This is a genomic window from Cohnella sp. LGH (assembly GCF_017671885.1).
In the GTDB taxonomy this organism is placed as follows: domain Bacteria; phylum Bacillota; class Bacilli; order Paenibacillales; family Paenibacillaceae; genus Cohnella; species Cohnella phaseoli.
Genome location: NZ_CP072117.1, coordinates 4520257 through 4545407, shown reverse-complemented (window position 1 = coordinate 4545407; position 25151 = coordinate 4520257). Strand labels below are relative to the sequence as shown.

The following is a 25151-nucleotide window of genomic DNA, read 5'->3' as shown; positions in this document are numbered from 1 at the left end:
GGAGGATGCGGGGAGTGAATGCGCTGTGGGTCGGATTGTCGGGACTGGCCATTGTCGGAAATTTGATCGGCTTGGGCGCGGTGCTTCGCGGCATTCGCAAAAATAAACGGGTCGGGGAGAGCCAGAGAAGGGCTGCCGTCACCGTTCAGATCGCCTTTGGGGCGGTATTCTACGGATGGTTGGGCTACTGCGTTGCGCGATTATGGGCGGACGCTTCCTTGACGGAACGGATCGCGCTGGGCGGGACGTACGCGGCTTTTGCCTTGTTCGGCGTTTACCTGGCTCTGACGGCGGCTTATCCGAAGCCGAAGGAGCGGCCGTACGGAACGATGCTGCTGCTGAGCATCGCCAGCGGTGTCGGCAATGCTTCGATGATCTTTGTCGTGAACGCGGCCATCGCGGGCAATGGAACGTTCAGCACGGATTTGCTGCCGTTTTTCGTGCTCGGCATGCTGGGGTTCGTGTGCGGACAGAAGCTGCTGAGATCGCGGCTGATCCGCATGACGAACGGCATCGTGTACGACAAAAGAATGGAAGTGCTTAACGTCGTGCTGAACGCTCCGTATGCGAACGTGGAAGCGATGGAAAGAGGGAAAATCGAAGCTTGCCTGAACAACGACACGGAGACGGTGAGCAGCTTCTCCAATCGAATGGTCAGCGTCGGGACATGGTCGGTCACCATCCTGGCCGGGTTTGCTTATTTGGCCGCGCTGAGTTTGGCGGGTTTTCTTTTCTCGCTTGCGGTCGTGTTCGTCGCTTCGGGAGCTTTCTTCGTCATTCTTCGCTCCGCGAACCGCCTGTGGGAGCAGACGCGGGACATTCAGAACGTATTTTTCAAATTCATTCAGGATTTGATCTACGGGTTTAAGGAACTGTACTTGAACCGCCGCAAGGCGCGCGATTTCCGCGACGATATGGAGCTGAGCAGCGCGTCCTATCGCGACAAACGCTCCCAAGCCGAAGTGAAGGTGGCGAACGTCGTCGTCATCGGCGATCTGCTGTTCGCTTCCGTCATCGGGACGGTCGTGTTCGCCTTCCCGCATATGCTGCCGGGGATCGGCAGCGGGGAACTGCGAAGCTTCGTGTTCGTGTTCCTGTATATGGCGGGGCCGCTTACCTCCATTCTGAATACGCTGCCGGATCTGTTCCAGGCACGCATAAGCTGGAGGCGCATTCGCAAATTTACCGACGAGCTCTCCGAGCTGGGCGGCAGAGCCGACGCGGAAGCGGGATCGGAGGAAGCAGCGGATCTCAGGCTTCGTCTGGAGCAGGCCATCTACGAGTACGGCCGCGGCTCGGAGCGGAGCTTCTCCGTCGGACCGATCGATTACGAGTTTCGCTCCGGAGAGCTGATCTTCGTCATCGGCGGCAACGGCAGCGGCAAGTCCACGCTCGCGAAGCTGGTCACGGGCCTCTACGAGCCGAACGAGGGCAGCGTTACGCTTAACGGCAGCCGGATTAACGCCGCCGCGATCGGGGACTACGTATCGACGATATTCAGCGACGCTTATTTGTTCGATCGTCTGTACGGAATCGATTTCGAGGCCAAGGCGGAGGAAGCGCGGCATTATTTGAACGTGCTGGGTTTGCAGGACAAGGTCGCCATAGAAGGCGGGCGATTCAGCACCACGCGGCTGTCGACCGGCCAGCGGAAACGGCTGGCGCTGCTGGTCAGCTACCTCGACGATAAGCCGATTTGCCTCTTCGACGAATGGGCGGCGGACCAGGACCCGGAATACCGGGATTATTTCTATACGATGCTGCTTCCCGAGCTGAGAAGCAAGGGCAAATGCGTCATCGTCATTACGCATGACGATCGCTATTTCGGGATGGCCGATAAGCTGATCAAACTCGAAGTGGGGAAAATCGCATGAAGCTTTACTGTCTGCCCTACGCGGGCGCGTCCGCAGCGATCTATTTCAAATGGAAGAAACACCTCGCGCCGGATTTGGAATGCGTTCCGTTGGAATTGGCCGGACGGGGGACTCGCGCTGCGGAACGGTTCTACGAAGGAATGGAGGAAGCGTGCGAAGATGTGTTTCGCCTGTTGGAGGCGCGCATGGACGGGACTCCTTACGCTTTGTTCGGTCATTCCATGGGCGGAATGATCCTGTATGAAACCGCGCGATTAATTCGCGACCGGAATGCGCCCGCCCCGGTTAAGCTGGTTGTCTCCGGACGTCCGGCGCCGGAGACGCCGGACCCGGAAAGTCCGATCCACCATCTGCCGGACGGGGAATTTGCCGAGCGAATTTTGGAGATGGGCGCCACCTCGGAGGAAATTTTCGCCAGCAAGCCGCTGCGCGAGGTGTTCATGCCGATTTTAAGAGCGGATTTTCGCCTTGTAGAAACGTACAAGTATGAAGCGAAACCTCTATTGCCATGGGAGATCGCGGCAATCGCGGGGGAAGAGGAGAAGTGGACGGCCGCGGAGGTGGAGGGCTGGAGCAGGCATACGTCCGCGGATTGCCGCGTCGCGCGGCTGCCGGGCGGTCACTTCTACTGGCAGGACCGTCCCGAATCGCTGCGCGCTTTGTTTTCGTTGCTGCGGCGGGAATTGTTGGGCATCGCCGATGATCAAATCGACTTAATTGTAGAAGGAGGCGCGCGATGAAGCCGTTCACCCAATTGGCGGAAATGCTGGAAAGCGCGGCGGGTAGCGGGAAAGGCATCGTGTTTATCCATAAGAAATCGGAATCCCGGTTGACCTATCGACAATTGTACGAGGAAGGGCTGGCTTTGGCCGCCCGATTGCTGGACCAGGGCTGGCAGGCGAGGGAAGAGGTCGTCATCCGGATCGACGATCCGCGCGCGTTCGTCACGGCGTTCTGGGGCTGCTTGCTTGGGGGCTGGATTCCCGTCCCGGTGACGGCGGGAGGCAGCGAAGAAAGCCGGGCCAAGCTGCTGCAAGTATGGGAAACCTTGAACCGGCCAAGGCTGTTGGCGGACAGGGCCGGTCTGGCCGAGGCCGAAGAGACGATCGGGGCTGATCGGTTAAACGGCTCTTTGTACGCTCTTGAACTCGAACGATTGCAGCCGGAATCCGGCGGTAATCGGCCGAACGGACTGCCTTACCGCGCGGCGGCCGAAGAGCTCGCCTTCCTGCAATTTTCCTCCGGCTCGACCGGGGAGCCGAAGGGCGTCATGCTCACGCACGGCAATCTGCTGTCGAACATGGAAGCCATCGTCTCCCGCTCGGGGACGACGGCGGACGATTCTTCCTTAAGCTGGATGCCGCTGACCCACGACATGGGGCTGATCGGCTTCCATCTGGCCCCGATCTACGCCGGCATGGAGCAGTACCTGATGCAGCCGGCCCAGTTCATGCTTGACCCGATGCTGTGGTTATCCAAGGCGAACGAGCATCGGATTACCTCCATTGCTTCCCCCAATTTCGGCTATAAGCATTTTCTCGGCTGCTTTAAGCCCAAGGAGGCCGAGGGGTGGGATCTGAGCTGCATTCGGCTGATCTTTAACGGCGCGGAGCCGATCTCCGCGGAATGGGCCGACAAATTCGCGGCCGCATTGGCCCCGAGCGGCCTGCGCGCGGAAGCGATGTTCCCCGTATACGGCATGGCGGAAGCGACGCTGGCCGTCACCTTCCCGCCCGTCGGCGAGCCGCTCGTTCCCGTGCCGGTCGATCCGCGTAAGCTGGGCGTCGGCGACGAAGCCCGGTTTGCGAGGCGCGACGACGAGGCCGCGATCGTGTTCGTCGATGTCGGTTACCCGGTCGAGGATTGCGAGGTTTCCATACGCGACGATGCCGACGGGGAGCTGGCCGAAGGGTTGACGGGCCATATTCTCATTCGCGGGCTGAACGTCACGAGCGGCTACTACAACGCTCCGCAGCAGACGCGGCAAGCTTTCGCTCCCGGAGGATGGCTGCGGACGGGCGATCTCGGGTTCATGCGCGAGGGCAGGCTGGTCATTACGGGAAGATACAAGGACATCATCTTCGTCCGGGGGCAGAACGTCTACCCGCACGACCTGGAGAAACGCGTCGAGTCGATCGAAGGAATCGGATACGGCAAAGCGGCCGCCTGCGGCGCCCCGCACCCGGATTCGGGCGAGGAAGAGATCGTTGTCTTCGTCCAGCATCGGGGGAAGCTGGAGAAGTTCGTCCGGCTCGCGGATCAGGTCAAGCGCCGACTGGCCCGGGAAACCGGCTTCGACATCGGTCTCGTGCTGCCGATTCGGAATATTCCTCGAACGACAAGCGGTAAAATTCAGCGTTATAAGCTGGCCGACAGATTAAGGTCGGGAGAATGGGACGAAACGCTGCGCGAGCTGGCCGGGTTGATTCGCGCCGGTTCCTACGAAGAGGCCGCCGTCGCGCTGCCGGAGGACGATACGCCGGAGATGGCCAAGCTGAAGCGGCTGTGGCGGGAGGCGCTCGGCGCGGCGGACGTGCGGTCCGACGATCATTTTCAGGAGAGGGGAGGGAATTCGTTAAAGGCCGCCCTGCTGCTGGCGAGCATTCGGCAGCATTGGGGGATCGAGCTATCGCTCCGCGATCTGTTCGAATATGCGACGCCCAGGCTTCTGCTGGATAAAATTCGCCAGAGCGCGGGAGTGTTGCATCCAACGGATGCGCCGGAGCTGCCGGAGCTGTCCGCGCTTGACGGCGCGACAGCGGGAAGTTATCCGGCATCGGTCGCTCAGACGCGGATGGCCTTCGTCGACCAGGCCGAGGAAATCGGCTGCGCATATCAGATTCCCGTGGCGTTGGCGATCGAAGGGGCTTTGCGGCCGGATGCCGTGCGGTCCGCGATCGAACAGCTTATCCGGAGACACGCCGCGCTTCGCACCGCTTACCGTTGGGAGGAGGGCGAGCTCGTCCAACAAGTGTTTTCCGCGGAATCCGTCCGCTTTGAATTAAGCGTATTTCCCGCGCGAATGGAGCTTCCGGCCGACGCGGTTACGTTGGCGAACGCGGAAGCGAAAGCGATGCTGGCTCCTTTTGACCTCGGCCGGCCGTTTCCGATCAGAGCGGGGCTGTGGACGGACGGGGCGAACCGGCATGCGCTGCTGTTAAACGTTCATCACATCGCCTCCGACGGAATCGGGATGAACGTGCTGATGCAGGAGTTTTCCGCCTTGTTGAACGGAGAGGTTCTACCTTCTCCGGGCAAGCCGTATGCCGCCTTCTCCGAGTGGGAGCGGCATCGCCGGGACGCGAGGCCGGACAGCGAGGCGTATTGGCGCAAGGAGCTGGAGCTTCCGGCCCCGCCTCTCGATTGGCCGGACGCCGCGGTCAGACCGGACAAACGAAGCTTCCGCGGAGGCACGGTCCGTCTGGAGCTTCCCTCCGAGCTCATGCGAAGGTGGCGGAAGCCGCTTCAGCAGAGCAATCGCACGGTCGCTTCCCTGCTGCTGGCCCTTCATTCCGCGATTGTCGGCCGGTTCAGCGGGTCCCGAAGCTTCTCGGTCGGAATTTTGCTTGCGGGAAGAACACATCCCGAGACGCTGAATATGGTCGGGATGTTCAACAATTACGTTCCCGTAGGGATGACTGTCGACGGGGCTTTGAATTTTCATGAGCTGTGGGGTCGCACGGGAGATCAACTGTGGGATGCGTTAAGTCATGCGGACGTTCCCTATGAGCAATTAATAGAATGGTCCGGCCGGGGCGTCGACCGGTCCCGCAATCCGCTATTCGACACGATGCTTGTCTACCATAACCAAGCCCAGCAATCCCGCGCAAGCTTTCAAGCGGCGGGCTGCCGCTTCGAGCAGGTTCCGGTGGAGACGGGAACGGCGAAGCTCGATTTGAAGCTGGACGTCTACCCCGAGCCGACGGGATCGCTTTCCTGCGTATGGGAGTATAACGACGAGCTTTTCCGCCGGGAGACGGTGGAACGGATGGCGCGGCATTTCCTGCGGTTGGCGGAGCAGGCGCTGAGCGAACCGGAGCGGGCACTGAACGACATTAGCCTGCTGAGCGAGGCAGAACGGCGTCAGGTGACGGAGACGTTTAACGCGACGGAAGCTCCGTTCCCGGCCGAACTGACCTTGCCGGAGCTGTTCCGGCGTCAAGCCGGGCGGACGCCGGACCGGATCGCCGCCGTGTTCGAGGCCGAGCGGCTGACGTACCGCGAGCTGGAGGCGCGGGCGAACTGTATCGCCCGGCGGCTGCTGGCGCGCGGACTTCGCTCGGGCGAGCCTGTCGGTCTCATGACCGAGCGTTCTCCGGCGATGCTTGCCGGGGTGCTCGGCATCTTGCAGGCAGGCGGCGCGTATGTGCCGCTGCCGCCGGATTTCCCAGCGGAGCGGCTGCGGTATATGGCCGACAACGCGGGCATTCGGATGGTCTGCGCGCAGGCGAGCGGGTTGGAGGCTGCGGCGGAGGCTTGTCCGGGCGCGGAGCTGGTCGATCTGGACGGTGCGGCGGAGAATGGGGAGTCTTTGGCGGCAGCGCCGAGGGGGATTTCTGCGGCAGATCCGGGAGCGTCTTTGGCGGCGGAGCCTTATGGAGCGCCTGATGTCGCCGTCTCTCCCGAGCAGACCGCCTATATTCTGTACACGTCCGGCTCCACGGGACGGCCGAAAGGCGTCATGATCCGGCACCGTTCCGTGATGAATCGGATTCACTGGATGCAGCGGACGTATTCGCTCGGCGAGCAGGACGTCATTCTGCAGAAAACGCCGTACAGCTTCGACGTGTCCGTATGGGAGCTGTTCTGGTGGATGCTGTCGGGCTCCAGCGCGGCCTTTCTCGCCCCGGGGGCGGAGAAGGACCCGGGACAGCTGATGAAAGCTATTGCAGCAAACCGCGTGACGACGATGCATTTTGTGCCGTCGATGCTGGCGGCGTTCCTGGAAGCGGCGCAGGGCGAGCAGCCGGAGGCGCTGCGGGAGAAGCTGGGAACGCTGCGATGCGTGTTCGCCAGCGGCGAAGCGCTGCACAAGGCGCACGTGGACAAGTTCTACGCGCTGATTCGCCGGGCCGGTCTGAGCGGAACGAAGCTGGTAAACCTGTACGGACCGACGGAAGCGACGGTGGACGTGACGGCTTACGAGTGCGAGCCGGACAGCGAGCTGGAGTACGTGCCGATCGGGAAGCCAATCGACAACACGGCGATCTACATCGTCGGCGAAGGGGATCAGGCGCAGCCGATCGGGGTGCCGGGAGAGCTGTGCATCGCAGGCGTGCAGCTGGCGTCGGGGTATGCGAACCAGCCAGAGCTGACGGCGGAGCGGTTTGTGGCCAACCCGTTCGTACCGGGGACGCGGATGTACCGGACGGGCGACAGAGCCCGCTGGACGACAGACGGACAGATCGAATATTTGGGCCGAATCGACGACCAGGTGAAAATCCGGGGCTACCGGATCGAGCTAGGGGAAATCGAGCGAACGCTGCTGGGGCACGAGGCGGTATCGGAGGCGGCGGTGACGACAGCGGACGACGGAACGGGAGGCAAACGCCTCGTTGCCTACATCGTGGCAGATCGCCTCTGCACGTCGGGAGAGCTGCGCAAGCATTGCGGGGAGCGGCTGCCGGACTATATGATTCCGGCGCTGTTCGCGCAGTTGGAGCGAATGCCGCTGACGGCAAGCGGAAAGGCGGACCGGAAGGCGCTGCCGGCGCCGGAGGCGGAGATGGAGACGGGAGTGACGTACGCCGCGCCGAGTACGGAGACGGAGCAACGACTGGTTAGGTTATGGGAGGAGCTTCTGCAGCGGGAGCAAGTCGGCATCGACGACGATTTTTTCGCCATCGGCGGGCATTCGCTGAAGGCTGCGATGCTGGCGGCCCGTCTGCATAAGGAATTTGGCCTTCGCCTGGCCATGCGGGATATTTTCCGATATCCGACCTTGCGGGCGTTGGCGCGATACATGGAACAAGCCGCTGCCGCGGGTGGGGACGACAAATATGAACGGATTCCGCGCGTCGCCCATCAAGCGCGCTATTCGTTGTCCTCGGCGCAAAACCGGTTGTTCGTGCTGCAAGCGATGGATGCGCAAAGCACCGCTTACCACCTGCCGACGGCGATTCGCATTGCCGGTCCGCTTGACCGGGCGAAGCTGCTCCTGGCCGTACGAACGCTGTCGGAGCGCCATGAGACGCTGCGCACGTCGTTCGAGTGGAGCGACGGAATACCGACGCAGCGCATTGCCGGCGAGCCGATCGCGGAGATCGAATATGAGGTCGAGCCCGCGGCCGATGCGGACGCTTGTCTGCGCGAATTCGTCAGGCCGTTCGACTTGAGCGAATCCCCGCTGTTAAGGGTAAAGCTCGTTCGCAGATCGGAGCAGGACCATCTGCTGCTGATGGATATGCATCATCTGATTGCGGACGGCGTGTCGACGGCCGCGCTTGCGGAGCAATTCGTTCGGCTGTACGAGGGAGAGCGGCTGGCAGCGCTCCCGGTCCAATATAAAGATTATGCGGCATGGCAGACCGAGTGGCTCGGATCGGAGGAGTGCCGATCGCAGGAGCGTTATTGGCTTGAACAGCTGTCGGGAGCCGTCCCGACGCTGGATTTGCCGACGGATTACGCGCGCCCCGCGCGGCTGGATTACGAGGGGGATTCGCTTACCGTTACCCTTGACGCGGAAAGGACCCGCGAGCTCAAGGAGTTGAGCTCGCGAACGGGCGCAACGCTGTATATGGCTTTGCTCGGACTTTTCGCGACTTTGCTGCAGCGGTATTCCGGTCAACCGGAAATCTGGATCGGTTCCCCGACAGCCGGAAGGCCGCACGCGGATCTGGCCGATCTGGTCGGCATGTTCGTCAATACGGTCGTTCTGCGCAACCGGTTCGACGGCTCCCGAACGTTCGTGGAATTGCTGGAAAACGTAAAGGGAACTGTCATCGGGGCCTTGGACCACGAGCGTTACCCGTTCGAGGAACTGGTCGACAAGCTGGGCGTGCGCCGCGACACAAGCCGCAATCCGCTGTTCGACGCGATGTTCATCCTGCAGAACACGGGGGTCGGCGAGGTCGGCACGGCCGAGACGCGATTCGAACCGCTCGATCCGCGCAGAACGACGGCGAAGTTCGATCTGACGCTGGAGGTCGCGGAAAGGAACGGCGTTCTGGCCTGCTGCTTCGAGTATCGTACGTCCCTGTTCCGTCGGGAGACGGTGGAACGGATGGCGCGGCATTTCCTGCGGTTGGCGGAACAGGTCGCCGATGAACCGGAGCGGGCGCTAAACGATATCAGCCTGCTGAGCGAAGAAGAACGGCGGCAGGTGACGGAGACGTTTAATGCGACGGAAGCTCCGTTCCCGGCCGAGCTGACTTTGCCGGAGCTGTTCCGGCGTCAAGCCGGGCGAACGCCGGACCGGATCGCCGCCGTGTTCGAGGCCGAGCGGCTGACGTACCGCGAGCTGGAGGCGCGGGCGAACCGCGTCGCCCGGCGGTTGCTGGCGCGCGGACTTCGCTCGGGCGAGCCGGTCGGTCTGATGACCGAGCGTTCGCCGGCGATGCTCGCCGGGGTGCTCGGCATCTTGCAGGCCGGCGGCGCGTACGTGCCGCTGCCGCCGGATTTCCCGGCGGAGCGGCTGCGGTATATGGCCGACAACGCGGGCATTCGGATGGTCTGCGCGCAGGCGAGCGGGTTGGATGCCGCGGCGGAAGCTTGTCCGGGCGCGGAGTTGGTTGATTTGGACGAATACCAGAAGCCAGCCGATACAGTGGAGAATGGGGAGATTTCTGCGGCAGATCCGGGAGCGTCTTTGGCGGCGGAGCCGGACGGAGCGCCTGATATCGCCGTCTCTCCCGAGCAGACCGCCTATATCCTGTACACGTCCGGCTCCACGGGAAGGCCGAAAGGCGTTATGATCCGGCACCGTTCCGTGATGAATCGGATTCACTGGATGCAGCGGACGTATTTGCTTGGCGAGCAGGATGTCATCCTGCAGAAAACGCCGTACAGCTTCGACGTGTCCGTATGGGAGCTGTTCTGGTGGATGCTGTCCGGTTCCAGCGCAGCTTTCCTCGCACTGGGAGCGGAGAAGGATCCGGGACGACTGCTCGAAGCTATTGCAGCAAACCGCGTGACGACGATGCATTTCGTGCCGTCGATGCTGGCGGCGTTCCTGGAAGCGGCGCAGGGCGAGCAGCCGGAGGCGCTGCGGGAGAAGCTGGGAACGCTGCGATATGTTTTTGCCAGCGGAGAAGCGCTGCATAAGGTGCACGTCGACAAGTTCTACGCGCTGATTCGCCGGGCCGGTCTGAGCGGAACGAAGCTGGTGAACCTGTATGGCCCGACGGAAGCGACGGTGGACGTGACGGCTTACGAGTGCGAGCCGGACAGCGAGCTGGAGTACGTGCCGATCGGGAAGCCAATCGACAACACGGCGATCTACATCGTCGGCGAAGACGATCAGGCGCAGCCGATCGGTGTGCCGGGAGAGCTGTGCATCGCAGGCGTGCAGCTGGCGTCGGGGTATGCGAACCAGCCGGAGCTGACGACGGAGCGGTTTGTGGCCAACCCGTTCGTACCGGGAACCCGGATGTACCGGACGGGCGACAGAGCCCGCTGGACGGCAGACGGACAGATCGAATATTTGGGCCGCATCGACGACCAGGTGAAAATCCGGGGCTATCGGATCGAGCTGGGGGAAATCGAGCGAACGCTGCTGGGGCATGAGGCGGTATCGGAGGCGGCGGTGACGGTGGCGAACGACGGAACGGGAGGTCAACGCCTTGTTGCCTACATCGTAGCGGATCGCCCCTGCACGTCGGGAGAGCTGCGCAAGCATTGCGGGGAGCGGCTGCCGGACTATATGATTCCGGCGCTGTTCGCGCAGTTGGAGCGAATGCCGCTGACGGCAAGCGGAAAGGCGGACCGGAAGGCGCTGCCGGCGCCGGAGGCGGAGATGGAGACGGGGGTGGCATACGCCGCGCCGACCACGGAGACGGAACAGCGAGTGGCCGCGATGTGGGCGGAATTGCTGCAGCGGGAGCAAGTCGGCGTCGACGACAACTTTTTCGAGCTGGGCGGAAATTCGCTGCTGCTGCTTCGCATGCACAAGGAGCTTGAGACCGTCTATCCCGGCTTGTTGACGGTAGCCGATCTGTTCGCCTATCCGACCGTGTCGAAGCTGGCCGGCAAACTTTCCGAAGACGCTTCGGCCCCGACGACCGTTCCCGTCGTGCCTATTCGGGTTCCCGAACGGGCAAGACCGCTCGACCGGCACGCGCGGCAGGGAGACTTGCTGCGATTGCCGCTGCACAGCCAGACCGTACGGCATTTGGAACGGATCGGCGAGCTGGAGGATGCGGATCCGGAGCTTGGGGCTATCGCGATCTGGGCCGTCCTGCTCGCGCAAGCGTTCCGTCAACCCCGGTACGACATGCTGCTGTGCGGCATGAGCGGCGGCGCGGGCATTGCGGCGGTCGATCTGGCCGCGGCGAAGGGATACCCGGAGCTGCTGCGATCCATTCGCGAGACGCGGCTTCAAGCCGCGCCTCCTTACCCGGCTCTTGTCAAACCGGAAGGCGAGACCGCGGCGATTGTGCCGCTGTACCGTGGGAGCTATTCGGCCGCTGCGCCCGAGCCGTGGCTGACCGCGGCGGATTTGACGATCGGGTTAAGCGGAGCAGGCGCGGAGAAGACGCTGCTGGCCGAATACGACGCGGGCAAGATCGACAAAGAAAAGGTGAAGGAGCTGCTGCAATCGTTCCCGATCTGGTGCCGGCGGATGGCCGTCGAAGCGCAGGCCAAGGAACAGACCGCTGCGGCGGGCGTCCGGGAAAGGAGAGAATGAAAATGACGAAGGTCGGTTTGCTGTTTCCGGGACAAGGCTCGCAATATGTCGGCATGGCCAAAACGCTGACGGAGCGGCACGCTGCGGCGAGAAGGACGTTCGAGGAAGCCGGGGACTGCCTCGGCTGGGACGTTCTGCGGTTATGCCTGGAAGGGGACATCGCTGCGCTCACGGCGACCGCCAATGCCCAGCCGGCGATTCTGACCCACAGCGTCGCGGCTTACCGGGTGTGGACGGAGCTTTACGGAGATCGGCCTGTCGTCGGCGGCGGGCACAGCCTGGGGGAATTTTCCGCGCTTGCGTGCAGCGGCGTCCTAAGCTTCGCGGATGCCGTCCGGATCGTCCGGCATCGGGGGGAATTGATGCAGGCCGCGGACGGAACGGCGGACGGAGGCATGGCCGCGATCAGCGGGATGGACGACGACAGGCTGGAGCGGCTGCTGGAGGAAATTCGGAGCGAGGGCGCAATTCTGGTCGTCGCGGGCGTCAATTCGGCTCATCAACGGGTCGTATCCGGGCATCGCACGGCGCTGGAGCGATTGGCCCGCCGGATCGAAGGGCTTGCGGCCAAATATACGCCTCTGAACGTCGGCGCAGCCTTCCATAGTCCGTTCATGGCGGACGCCGCCGCGCAATTCAGGATCCGGTTGGAAGACTGCGTCTATGGCGCCCCCAGTTGGCCTGTCCTGTCCAACGTAACCGGAACGCCGCACGTGGACGAAGGCGGCGAGGTTTCTTACATCGAACGGCTGACGCTTCAGATGACCCGGCCCGTGCAATGGGTCGCCTGCATGGAGACGATGCGGGCTTACGAAGTGGAGCAAACCGTGGAGCTGGGACCGGGCTCGGTGCTCACCCGGCTGTGGCAATCTTTTCGGCCCGCCGGAGATTCGGAATATTCCGACGACCCGCGTTTGCTCGCGCAATCGCGCGCCGCCGATATTCCGGGAACGGCGCATACGTCGCGCGGAGACGCAGGCTTGGCCGATTTTCTCCCCCGATGCCTTGGAATCGCCGTAGCTACCCGCAATAACCGCACGGATGCGGAAGCCTATCGGACAGGGGTACTCGAGCCTTATCGCGCGGTGGAGCGGCTGGTTGCGGCTAACCGGGAGAGCGGAGAGCCGCCTTCGGAGGACCAGCTGCGCCAAGGCTGGGACATGCTGCTGAGCGTGTTCGAGACGAAAGGCACGGAAGCTTCCGAAAGACGCATGAGACTAACGACGCTTATTAAAGAAACGGGCACGGACAACCTGTTCTCAGTGCCGAAACCAAATGAGGGAGGGTTTGCGTCATGAAAGCCAAAGCATTAACCGTCGCGCGTTCGATCGCGCATATCGCCGTTTATTTGTTCACGTTCTGGCTGGTCTCGGTCCTGCACGAAACGCTCTTGCTGCAAAATTTCCCCGATTACCGGGCGTTTATGGAACGAAATATTCCGATTTTCCTTTGCATCGTATTCGGCATGGCATTCCTGTTGTTTTTAGGGATCTCCAAGCTGCAGAAGGTGCTGTCCAAAGGGAAAATTCCCGGAATTATCCGTACGGCCAACTTCGCTCCGCTGCCGATGAACGAGTGGTACAAGCTTGCGCTGATGGCTCTCGGAGGGGCGCTGCTGTTCCTCGCGGTGATGAACCTGTCGGGCGTACGCGGCAATACGCAGGACTTCGAGGATTACATCAACGTATTCGGCACGGCGGAATCCTTCGTCTACGTAATTCTCGGCGTCGGGTTTTTCGCCGTCGTATTCGAAGAGCTGCTGTTCCGGGGCATCGTCTTTAACGCCTTCCGCAAAGCGATGCCCGTCTGGCTGGCGGTGACGCTCACGTCGCTTATTTATAGTTATTTTCAGCCCTCGTTCTGGATTAGCGTCACTTCTTTTTTCCTCAGCGTGCTGTACTGTCTCGTCTATATTCGGTTGGGCTCGATCTGGGGCTCGATCGGGATCGGCGCTATCGTGAACTGCTTGATCATGATCACGGACAAGACCGGGCTGGCGGATGCGTTCGCCAACTTGCCGGACGTTCTGCTGCTTCTGTTCGCGGCGGCGGGCCTGCTGCTGATCGTCGGAACGCTGCTCTGGATGTGGCAGGGCGCGGCGGCGATGAAAAAGTACGGGGTGATGGCCGGCAATCTGGCCGTGTACGTCGGCATTTATTACGGATTGCTGCAGGTGCTGGTCACGATCTGGGAGCAGGCCGTGCTGCCGAAATATCCAAGCCTGGCCTCCCATGGCATTATCGGGCTGTATACGAACGCGATTCTGGCGATGCCGCTCTACTATTTCGTGCTCAAGATTTTCTATAAAAAAGATTTGATCGCGCTGGCGCAATTCCGCAAAGCAAGCGCCAAAGTTCACGTGCTGAATCTGCTGCTCGCCGTCTGCATGGCCGTATGGGTAATGACGCTGTTCAGCATCCCGGAAGTGATCAAGGCCGCTCCCGGCTTCGAAAATATCGTCGGCTTTTTTCTCGCGCACAACGCCTGGGTGTTTTTCTCCTTTTTCGTCATCAATTCGGTGTACAAGGAAATTTTATTCCGCGCCCTGATCTTCAACGAGTTAAAAAGAGCGCTGCCGCTGCCGATTGCGATGATCGTTACGGGGATTTTGTACGGCATTCTGTTTTTCTCGGGCGATATTCCGTTGATGCTGTACGGCACGGCGGGAGCGGTTATTTTCGGCCTGCTCTACGTCTGGTATCGGTCGATTCTGCTTACGATCATCAATGAATTCGTTCTGTTCTCCGCGTATTACATCATCCGCCACAGCGGAGGAATTCCGGAAGGGGCGATCCAGTATTCGCTGCTGGTCATCAGCTCGATCGCCATCCTTGCGCTTCTGTACGGGCTGTGGAAGAGCAAAACCTCCTCCTCCGTCGTTCGCCGACCGCAGGAATCCGCCGGAGTCGAGGCCATGTAAGGACGAACAGTCCAGGGACGGAAAAGAAAGCAAAGGAGCGAGCGATATGGCGATGGAAAAAGCATGGTGGGAAGCGGAGGAGGAAGAGGAGCTGCCGATTGCGGTGGAGGAAACCTCCAACCGCGATATCGCGATTATCGGAATGGCCGTCCGGCTTCCGGAGGCCGAGGACGCCGATTCTCTATGGGATAAAATCGCAACGCGATATGACGCCGTAGGTCCGTTCCCCGAACAGCGCCGGAAGGACGTCGAGTCGCTGCTGGCCGGAACGAAGCTTCCGGGCGGCAAAATCTCGTATTACGACGGGGCTTATTTAAGCGAAATCGACCGATTCGACTATCGCTTCTTCCGCTTGTCGCCGAAGGAAGCGGCGCTTATGAGCCCGAATCAGCGTCTGTGGCTGGAGGTCGCATGGAACGCCATCGAGGATGCGGGCTATGGCGGGGGCAAGCTTGCGGGCAGCTCGACCGGGGTCTATCTGGGCTACAACGGCGACGCGTTCCACGACTACAAGCGGCTGATCGCAGAGCGGAAGCCCGAGTCCTTGTCCCTCGCGATTCCCGGCAATTTGTCCTCGATCGCGGCGGGCCGGATTTCGTATTTGCTGGACTTCAAAGGCCCGAGCCTGACCGTCGATACGGCCTGCTCCTCCTCGCTGGTGGCGCTTCACCTGGCTATTCAGGCGCTAAGGACGGGGGAGTGCGAGCAAGCACTCGTCGGCGGGGTCAAAACCTATTTGCTGCCCGTCGATCTCGGCATCAAAATCGGAATCGAATCTCCGGATTTCCGCGCGCGCACATTCGACGACGGCTCCGCGGGAACCGGGGGCGGCGAAGGCGCGGGCGCCGTACTGCTCAAGCCGCTGGGCAAGGCGATCCGCGACAAGGACGCCGTCTATGCGGTCATCAAAGGGAGCGCGATTAATCAGGACGGCGCTTCGATCGGCATTACGGCGCCCAACGGACGGGCGCAGGAGGAAGCGATCGTGAAGGCCTGGCAGGACGCCGGAGTCGATCCGGCCACGATCGGTTATATCGAAGCGCACGGTACGGGGACCAAGCTCGGCGATCCGATCGAGATCGGAGGAATTACGCAGGCGTTCCGGCGATTTACAGATCGCCGTCAATTTTGCGCGATCGGCTCGATCAAGACGAACTTCGGGCATCTGGATACGGCGGCGGGAATTGTCGGGTTAATCAAGGCGGCGCTTGCGCTTCGCTATCGCCAATTGCCTCCGATGCTGCACTTCCGCGAACCGAACCGCGAAATCCCGTTCGCGGATTCTCCGGTATACGTAAGCGATGTGCTCCGACCGTGGCCGGAGGAGGGCGGCGAGCCTTTGCGGGCCGGAGTCAGTTCGTTCGGGATGAGCGGCACGAACGCCCATGTCGTGCTCGAAGAGGCGCCGCGATCGGCGGATGCGGCGCGAGCGGGGGACGGCGGGATGCAACCCCTGACGCTGTCGGCGAAAAGTCCGACGGCGCTGCGGGCGATCGCCGCGAGCTATCGCGAATATGCCGAGCGATGCGCGGATGACGAGGCGGAAACGGGCGATTTCTGCTATACGGCGAATACGGGGAGGGGACATTACGAATTCAGAGCGGCCTTAACGGTTCGATCGACAGGAGAACTGAGGGACAAGCTGCTGCGTCTTGAAGGCGAACTGGCTAAAGGCGCGGAAGAGAAAGACAGCGCGCATTGGAAGGAACCCGGCGAGCTGAAGGACGAGAATGGGCTTGCGATGGGGATATGGCTGGGGAAGGCCGATTTCGCGGCGGCGATCGAAGGCGTCAAGATTGCCGCGCACCTCTCGGATAGCGGGCCGGAAGCGCTTTGCTCGGCATACGCCAAAGGAGGGAATCCGGATTGGGAGGCGTATTATCGCGAGCGCGACGTCCGGAAAATCCATATTCCCGCTTACCGCTTCGACAGGACGCGCTGTTGGCTGGAGGAAACGGAAGCCTCCCGTTCGGACTACGCCTACCCGTTCGGAACCGCCGCGGCTGTCGAACCCGGCCGAGCGCCGGCGGCGACCAAAGGCGTTGCTCTGAAGGGACGGGATAACGGCCTGTATACGAAGACAGAGCAGACGGTGGCCGACGCCTGGGGACGCGGATTGGGCTTCTCCGCCTTGGACGTGAACGAGCATTATTACGAGCTGGGAGGCGATTCGATTCTCGCTCTGACGATCGTCGACGATTTGAGCAGGCAAACGGGGCGCGAGATCGGCGTGGCTGACCTGCTCGGTTATCCGACCGTTCAAGCGTTGGCCGCGCAGCTGGAACAGATCGGCCTTCCATCGAATGGCAGTACCGCGGAGACGAAGGAGACGGCTCCAGCGGAGGATCGCGAGTTTGCGCTGTCCAGAGCGCAGTTGCGCATTTTTCTTGGCGCGCAGCTTCCCGGCGCGGAGCGGCATCACCATATGCCGATGGCCTATATCGTGGAAGGCCAGCTGGACGTCGCCCGGCTGGAAGAAGCGTTCCGGACGCTGGCGGAGCGGCATGAAAGCCTGCGTACGACGTTCGACTGGTCGGAGGCCGGGGAGCCTCGCCAGATCGTCTATTCTGCTCCGGTCATAAGGGTAGAGACGGAGACGCTTGGCGGGGAGGAGGAGTGGCCATCTTATGCCTCGTCCTTCGTACGCCCGTTCGAGCTGTCCCGCTTGCCGTTGTTAAGGGTCGGTCTGGCAAGCGTCTCCGCCGAACGGCATTTGCTGATGCTCGATTCCCATCACCTGATCGCCGACGGCTCGTCGCTCGCCCTGCTGCTTCAAGAGATGCAGGCGCTGTACGGGGGCGCTTCGCTGCCGCCGAAAGAAGGAGACTACCGGAGCTACGTCGCTTGGCAGCAAGAGCGGAGCGGCAGCCCGGATTGGCAGGCGCAGCGGGCCTATTGGCTGGACAACGTGCTGGCCTCGCCCGCCGCTCCGCTGCGGCTGCCGCTTGACGAAGCGCGGCCGGAAACGCGTTCCGGCGAAGGGCGATCCTATCGGTTTACGGTATCTCGCCGGCTGACGGAGGATTTGCAGCGTCTGGCCAAGCGGCGGCAGGTGTCGCTGCACACCGTGCTCTATGCGATCTACGCCGTCCTGATGCAGCGGTATACCGGGCAGGAGGATCTCATCATCGGATCGCTCGTGAACGGCAGAGAACGGCCCGAATTTCGGCAGTTGGTCGGCGTCATGATCAACTTCCTGCCCGTCCGGGTGACCGTGCCGGAAGCTCTGGACATGAACGGCCTGCTCGATCGGGTGGAGAAGCTCACCCGGGACGCCTACGCGAACGGGCAGTTTCCTTTCGACGAGATGGTCGAGGCGGCCGCGGCGCGGGGAGACCGTTCCCGCAACCCGCTCTACGATACGATGCTAGTTTTCCACAATCATGCCGCGGGAAGCGACCGGCTGCAAGCCGGCGGTCTTGTTTTTCGCGAGTATGGATTGGTGAAAACGACCTCGGCGTTGGACGTCAAGCTGGACCTGTTCCCCGGGGCGGAGGGCGAATTAAGCGGCCTGTTCGAATACGACTCGATCCTGTTCCGGGAAGAGACGATTGCCCGAATGGCCGGGCATTTTATGGCCATAGCCGAATGGGCGGCAAGCGGAAAAGGCGGCACAATAGGCGAATTGACGCTGTTCGAGCCGGAGGAGGAAGCCGAGCTGGAGCGCCGGAGAGCGCTTAACGACAGCGCGCGGTCGGCTGCGCCCGAGCGGTCAGTCGAAGTGCGGATCGCTTCCACGTTCACCTCGGAGCCGATTGCGGGTACGATCCGCCACTGGCTTGAAGCGTTCGGCAACCGGGCGCAAGTCACGTTCGCTCCGTACAATCAAGTTTTCCAATACGTGATGGAAAATCGCGAGGGATCGTCCGGCCAAACCGGCGTTACCGTGCTGCTGATTCGCCCCGAGGATTGGCTGTCCCCGGGCGCGGCGGCCGCGGAAGCCCGATTGTCCGAACTGGAGTCGGAGCTGGAGAAGCTGCTGCTCCTGCTAGACGCCCGGGACGGCGGCGAAGCTTATTTCATCGGATTGCTGCCGTTCTCCGCGGACTGCCCGCTGCGCGGGCTGCCCGAGTCGGCGGGGCAGGCGTTCCGGGAACGCTGGAATGCGCGGATCGCGCTTGCCGCGAACCATGTCTCGGCGCTGGACTTCTCAGCGGCCGCCGAGCGTTACCGCGTGGAGGAGATCGAAGACAGGATCGCGAACGAGGAGGGGCAAATTCCGTACACGCCGGAATATTTCGCGGCGATCGGCACGGAGACGGCGCGGGCGTTGGCCGGATGGCTGCAAAGTCCGTTTAAGGTCATTGTCGTCGACGCGGACAATACGCTGTGGCGCGGAATTGCCGGCGAGGACGGAGCGGCGGGAGTGCGGGTTACGCCGGCGTTCGCGGCCTGGCAGCGGCTGCTGCTTCGCAAGCGAAGCGAAGGGATGCTGCTGGCGCTCTGCAGCAAAAACGACGAGCCCGACGTATGGGACGTATTCGAGCGCAGCGCGGACATGATTTTGCAGAAGGAGCATTTCGCCGCATGGAGAATCAATTGGCAGCCGAAGTCCGACAATCTTCGCGAGCTGGCGGAGGAGCTGAATCTGGGGCTGGACAGCCTGATTTTCGTCGACGACAACGCGGCGGAATGTCTGGAGGTCGCGACCCGGCTGCCGGAAGTGCTGACGTTAAGATTGCCCAGGGAAGAGACGATGACGGATTTCCTCGATCACGTATGGGCCTGGGATCGTCATCGGGTCACGGAAGAGGACCGCAAGCGGGCAAGCAGCTACGATGCCGAGCGGCAGCGCAAGGAGGCGGCCAACCGGCCGGGCGCAACGCTGGAGGATTACCTGCGCGAATTGCGCATAAAAGTCAGCTTCCGCCCGTTATCCCCCGAGGAGGCGGAGCGGGCGGCGCAGCTGTCGGCCAGAACGAATCAGTTCAACCTGAACGGGATTCGCCGCTCGGCCGCCGAGATTCGCCGCGGATTGGCGCTGGCGGCGGAATGCCATTGGATCGTGGAAGCCGCCGACCGGTTCGGGGATTACGGAAGAATCGGTTACGTCTCCGGCCTTGTACGCGAGGAGACGCTGGAAATTCATACGTTCCTGCTCAGCTGCCGGGTGCTCGGCCGCGGCGTCGAGCAGACGATATGCGCCGGATTAAAGAGGTTCGCGTCGGCCCGGGGCTGTACGAAGCTGTCGGCCAAATTTCGCCGCACGGCGAAAAACCGCCCCTTCGAACAATTTCTCGAGCAGGCGGGCTGGCTCGGAGCCGGGGATAGCCATCGGGAAGAGGTAGACTGCTTATTATACTTGCATCAGATTTCCGAGGCGCCTTCTCACGTCATCTTCTATGACGGCGAGCCGTACGAACCGGAAGAAGCGATCGAATTGACGGCGGCTTCCGTAGAAGCGCCGAGGGCGGAGACGCTCGAGTCCGACCGCTTGTACGTTGAAGAGCCTTCGAGCATAAGCGACCGCAGCGATTGGGCGCTCCCGAACGAACGCGAGGAGGCTTTGCTTCATCGGGCTTATTTGCTGCCGCTGCGCTTCCCGGACGCCTCCGGCATTGTCGCGATGGCGAAAGGAAGGGGACCCGGAGCCGTCGCGGACGCAAGGGACTTGTACGCGCCGCCGGTCGGCGAAACGGAATCCGCGGTCGCGGCGCTATGGGAGAAGCTGCTTGGAGGCGGGCCTTACGGCCGCGAAACTCATTTCTTCGACGCCGGGGGAGATTCTCTACAAGCCGCTTCGCTCGTCTCGCTGATCGTGCGGACGTTCGGCGTTCGCCTGACGCTGGTCGATCTGTTCGATCATCCCCGGCTAAGGCAGATGGCGGCGCTCGTAGACGGCGCGGGAACGACGCGAATTCCGCCCGTGCCGGCAAGAGGCATTCCGCGGGCGGAATTCGCCGAACAGTATCCGGTATCGCCCGCGCAAAGAAGAATGTATTTTTTGCAGCTCTTCGAGCCGAACGGGACGGCTTACCAGATTCCGTCGGCGCTTCGGTTGAACGGGAAGCTGGATCGGGAGCGGCTGATGCAAGCCATCGCCAATCTGACAGACCGGCACGAGGCGCTCAGAACCTCGTTCGAGCTGGCGGAAGGGGAGCCTTTTCAGAGAATACATCGCGAGGTCGCGCAAGAGATGGAAGATCGCGAGGTTCGCGAAGGCAGAGAAGCGCTCGAGGAGGAGCTGCGCGCGTTCGTTAGGCCCTTCGACTTGAGCCGTGCGCCGTTGTTTCGGGTCGGCTTGCTCCGGGAAGCCGAGGATCGTCACGTGCTGATCTTCGATATTCATCATATTATCGCGGACGGAGTAGCGGTAAACGTGCTTACGGACGATCTGATGGCGTTGTACGAAGGACGAGAGCTCCCTGACCAACCGATTCAGTATAAAGATTACGCGATGTGGCAGAGAACGGAACTCGAGGCCGCCAGGCTGGCGAAACAAGCGGATCGGTGGGCCGAACGATTCGAGGCCGCCGTTCCGAAGCTGGAGCTGCCCGCCGATTACGCTCGTCCGGCCGTAAAAGGCACGCAAGGCGCCCAGACGGTTGCGTATCTGGATGCGGCACGGACGGAAAGCTTGAAACGCCTGAGCCAAAGCGCGAATTCGACGCTATTCATGGTTCTGCTGTCCGCCTATGCGTTATGGCTGTCCAAGCTGTCCGGGCAGGCAAGCGTTGTCGTAGGCACGCCGGTGGCGGGAAGAAATCATCCCGACGCCGAGAGGCTGGTCGGCGTATTCGTGAACCCGCTGCCGATCCGGATTTCTTCCGATGGGCAATGGACGTTCGAACGGCTGCTGGCGGCCGTCAAGGAAGAAGTGCTGGGGACGCTGGACCGGCAGGAAGCGCAGTTCGAGGAAATCGTGGAACGATTGCAGCCGGAGCGGGATCTCGGCCGCAACCCGCTGTTCGACGCCATGTTCTCGATGCTGAATATGGCCCATGCCGATTTTGGCGCGACGGACCTGATCGTAGAGCCGTTAGTCGTCGATTACGGAGTTTCGCAGTTCGATGTCGGTCTCTATGCCATGGAGGAAAAGGGCGGGGTAACCTTCATCGTCCAATACGCCACGGGTCTGTTCCGGGAGGAGACGATGCGGCTATGGGCGGACGGCTTCATCGCGCTGCTGGAACGGATCGCAGAGAACCCGCAGGCGGAGTTGTCCCGCATCGGTCTGCTGCGCGAGGCGGAACGGCGGCGGGTGACGGAGACGTTTAACGCGACGGAAGCTCCGTTCCCGGCCGAACTGACCTTGCCGGAGCTGTTCCGGCGTCAAGCCGGGCGGACGCCGGACCGGATCGCCGCCGTGTTCGAGGCCGAGCGGCTGACGTACCGCGAGCTGGAGGCGCGGGCGAACTGTATCGCCCGGCGGCTGCTGGCGCGCGGACTTCGCTCGGGCGAGCCTGTCGGTCTCATGACCGAGCGTTCTCCGGCGATGCTTGCCGGGGTGCTCGGCATCTTGCAGGCAGGCGGCGCGTATGTGCCGCTGCCGCCGGATTTCCCAGCGGAGCGGCTGCGGTATATGGCCGACAACGCGGGCATTCGGATGGTCTGCGCGCAGGCGAGCGGGTTGGAGGCTGCGGCGGAGGCTTGTCCGGGCGCGGAGCTGGTCGATCTGGACGGTGCGGCGGAGAATGGGGAGTCTTTGGCGGCAGCGCCGAGGGGGATTTCTGCGGCAGATCCGGGAGCGTCTTTGGCGGCGGAGCCTTATGGAGCGCCTGATGTCGCCGTCTCTCCCGAGCAGACCGCCTATATTCTGTACACGTCCGGCTCCACGGGACGGCCGAAAGGCGTCATGATCCGGCACCGTTCCGTGATGAATCGGATTCACTGGATGCAGCGGACGTATTCGCTCGGCGAGCAGGACGTCATTCTGCAGAAAACGCCGTACAGCTTCGACGTGTCCGTATGGGAGCTGTTCTGGTGGATGCTGTCGGGCTCCAGCGCGGCCTTTCTCGCCCCGGGGGCGGAGAAGGACCCGGGACAGCTGATGAAAGCTATTGCAGCAAACCGCGTGACGACGATGCATTTTGTGCCGTCGATGCTGGCGGCGTTCCTGGAAGCGGCGCAGGGCGAGCAGCCGGAGGCGCTGCGGGAGAAGCTGGGAACGCTGCGATGCGTGTTCGCCAGCGGCGAAGCGCTGCACAAGGCGCACGTGGACAAGTTCTACGCGCTGATTCGCCGGGCCGGTCTGAGCGGAACGAAGCTGGTAAACCTGTACGGACCGACGGAAGCGACGGTGGACGTGACGGCTTACGAGTGCGAGCCGGACAGCGAGCTGGAGTACGTGCCGATCGGGAAGCCAATCGACAACACGGCGATCTACATCGTCGGCGAAGGGGATCAGGCGCAGCCGATCGGGGTGCCGGGAGAGCTGTGCATCGCAGGCGTGCAGCTGGCGTCGGGGTATGCGAACCAGCCAGAGCTGACGGCGGAGCGGTTTGTGGCCAACCCGTTCGTACCGGGGACGCGGATGTACCGGACGGGCGACAGAGCCCGCTGGACGACAGACGGACAGATCGAATATTTGGGCCGAATCGACGACCAGGTGAAAATCCGGGGCTACCGGATCGAGCTAGGGGAAATCGAGCGAACGCTGCTGGGGCACGAGGCGGTATCGGAGGCGGCGGTGACGACAGCGGACGACGGAACGGGAGGCAAGCGCCTCGTTGCCTACATCGTGGCGGATCGGACCTGCACGTCGGGGGAACTGCGCAAGCATTGCGGGGAGCGGCTGCCGGATTATATGATCCCGGCGCTGTTCGCGCAGTTGGAGCGAATGCCACTGACGGCGAGTGGGAAGGCGGACCGGAAGGCGCTACGGGTGCCGGAGGCGGAGATGGACACAGGAGTGACGTATACCGCGCCGAGTACGGAGACGGAGCAACGACTGGTTAGGTTATGGGAGGAGCTTCTGCAGCGGGAGCAAGTCGGCATCGACGACGATTTTTTCGCCATCGGCGGGCACTCGCTGAAGGCCGCGATGCTGGCGGCGCGCATGGAGGAAGCATTTTCCGTCCCGGTCCCGGTTAAGATCATGTTTCTGCATCCGACGATACGCCGGATGGCTCAAAAAATAGAGATAAGCGAACCGGCCGAATCTGCCGCTAGGCCCATTCCCCGGGCGCCGGAGCGGCCGTATTACGCGGTCACTCCCGCGCAGAAGCAAATGCTTCTTCACGAATACCGCCATCCCGGCAGCTTGTCTTATCATATGCCGTCGGTGCTGGAGCTGGACGGGAAACTGGACGCGGACGGGCTCAAGGAAGCCCTGGCCCGGCTCGTAAACCGGCATGAAGCGCTTCGCACCTCGTTCGGCCAGTCCGAAGGTCAGCCGGTTCAGATCGTTCATGCGGAGACGAGCGTCGATCTGGAGACGTTGGACGAGAAGACTTTTTTATCAGAGATGGAAGGGGGCTGGGAAGCTGCGGCGCAAGCTTGGCTTCGTCCGTTCGACCTGAAGCGTTCGCCGCTATTTCGGGTAGGGCTCGTCCGGCTGGAACCGGAGCGCCATCTGCTGCTGCTAGACATCCACCATGCGGTATCCGACGGGGTGACGTCGGGCCTTCTCGTTCGCGACCTGGTGGCGTTCTACGAGAATCGGCCATTGCCGGAGGTGAAGGCGCAGCTCAAGGATTACAGCGAATGGATCGCCAAGCTTCGAATGGAAGCGGAATGGGACCGGCAGCAGGCCTATTGGATTTCGAGGTTCGCGGACGGGGTGCCGGAGTTCGATTTGCCTTATGACCGGGACAGACGGTCGGTGTCGGATCCTTCCGAGTTGGACCAAGCCGGACGGTACGCATTCGGCGTGGACGCTTCTCTCCAAGCCGAACTGGAGCGTTTTGCCGCCCGCACGGGAACAACCTTGTTCATGGTCATTCTGGCCGCATACCAAGCGCTGCTGGGATGCTGGTCCGGGAAAACGGACATTGTAACCGGCGTTCCGTCGGCTGGCCGCAATCATCCCGATTTGGCGCAGACCGCCGGGTTGATGCTGCAGACCTGGGCGATCCGCAATCGTCCCGACCCCGCGCTGTCCTTCGAGGCTTGGCTAAGAGAGGTTAAGAGAAGCCTGCTGGAAGCGTTCGAGCATCCTTGGTTATCCGCAGAGGATCTGGCCGACCTGCTGAACGAAAAGGGGCTTATTCGTTGGGAAGGGAATCGCAATCCGCTATTCGAGACGATGTTCGTGATGCAGAATATGGACCCTGCACCGTCCCGTGCGGACGGCTTGGTTTGGCGGACGCTGCCGTGGAGCTTTGCCGCGGCCAAGCTTGATCTTGTGCTGCAAGCGGAGGAGAAGGAGGGAGCTTTGGCGCTCGCCTTCGAATACCGCCGCTGCTTGTTCCGCGAGGAGACTATCGCCGAGATGGCCGAGGCGCTGCTGAACCTGCTGGCCAAAGCCGCGGCTTCTCCGGAAGAGAGCCTGGGCAAGCTTTCCGGAATCGAGGCGCTGCGCGAATCCGCGGATAAGGAGGACGAGCTTTTCGGCTCGGGGTTTTCGTTTTAG

General features: G+C 62.2%; 6 protein-coding genes. All 6 read left to right on the top strand.

Annotated features, from left to right (window positions below):
- Positions 1-14 precede the first annotated feature (14 nt).
- From J4772_RS19575 to J4772_RS19550, 6 genes are read left to right on the top strand one after another with little or no spacing between them, the layout of a single operon-like run.
- Entirely contained in the window at positions 15-1874 is a 1860-nt protein-coding gene (locus J4772_RS19575; RefSeq protein ID WP_247740781.1) for a cyclic peptide export ABC transporter, read from the top strand.
- Positions 1871-2614, top strand: coding sequence for a thioesterase II family protein (locus tag J4772_RS19570; RefSeq protein ID WP_209071020.1), 744 nt, complete (start codon positions 1871-1873; stop codon positions 2612-2614). The genes J4772_RS19575 and J4772_RS19570 overlap by 4 nt, the downstream gene beginning before the upstream one ends.
- Entirely contained in the window at positions 2611-11718 is a 9108-nt protein-coding gene (locus J4772_RS19565; protein ID WP_209071018.1) for a non-ribosomal peptide synthetase, read from the top strand. The genes J4772_RS19570 and J4772_RS19565 overlap by 4 nt, the downstream gene beginning before the upstream one ends.
- Before the next feature lie 2 nt (positions 11719-11720).
- Positions 11721-13016 (top strand): ACP S-malonyltransferase, encoded by a 1296-nt coding sequence (gene fabD / locus J4772_RS19560; protein ID WP_209071016.1) that lies wholly within the window; start codon positions 11721-11723, stop codon positions 13014-13016.
- The gene (locus tag J4772_RS19555; RefSeq protein WP_209071014.1) at positions 13013-14638 is read left to right on the top strand and encodes a type II CAAX endopeptidase family protein; all 1626 of its coding nucleotides are present in this window, start codon (positions 13013-13015) and stop codon (positions 14636-14638) included. The genes fabD and J4772_RS19555 overlap by 4 nt, the downstream gene beginning before the upstream one ends.
- 46 nt (positions 14639-14684) lie before the next feature.
- Entirely contained in the window at positions 14685-25151 is a 10467-nt protein-coding gene (locus J4772_RS19550; protein WP_209071012.1) for a non-ribosomal peptide synthetase, read from the top strand.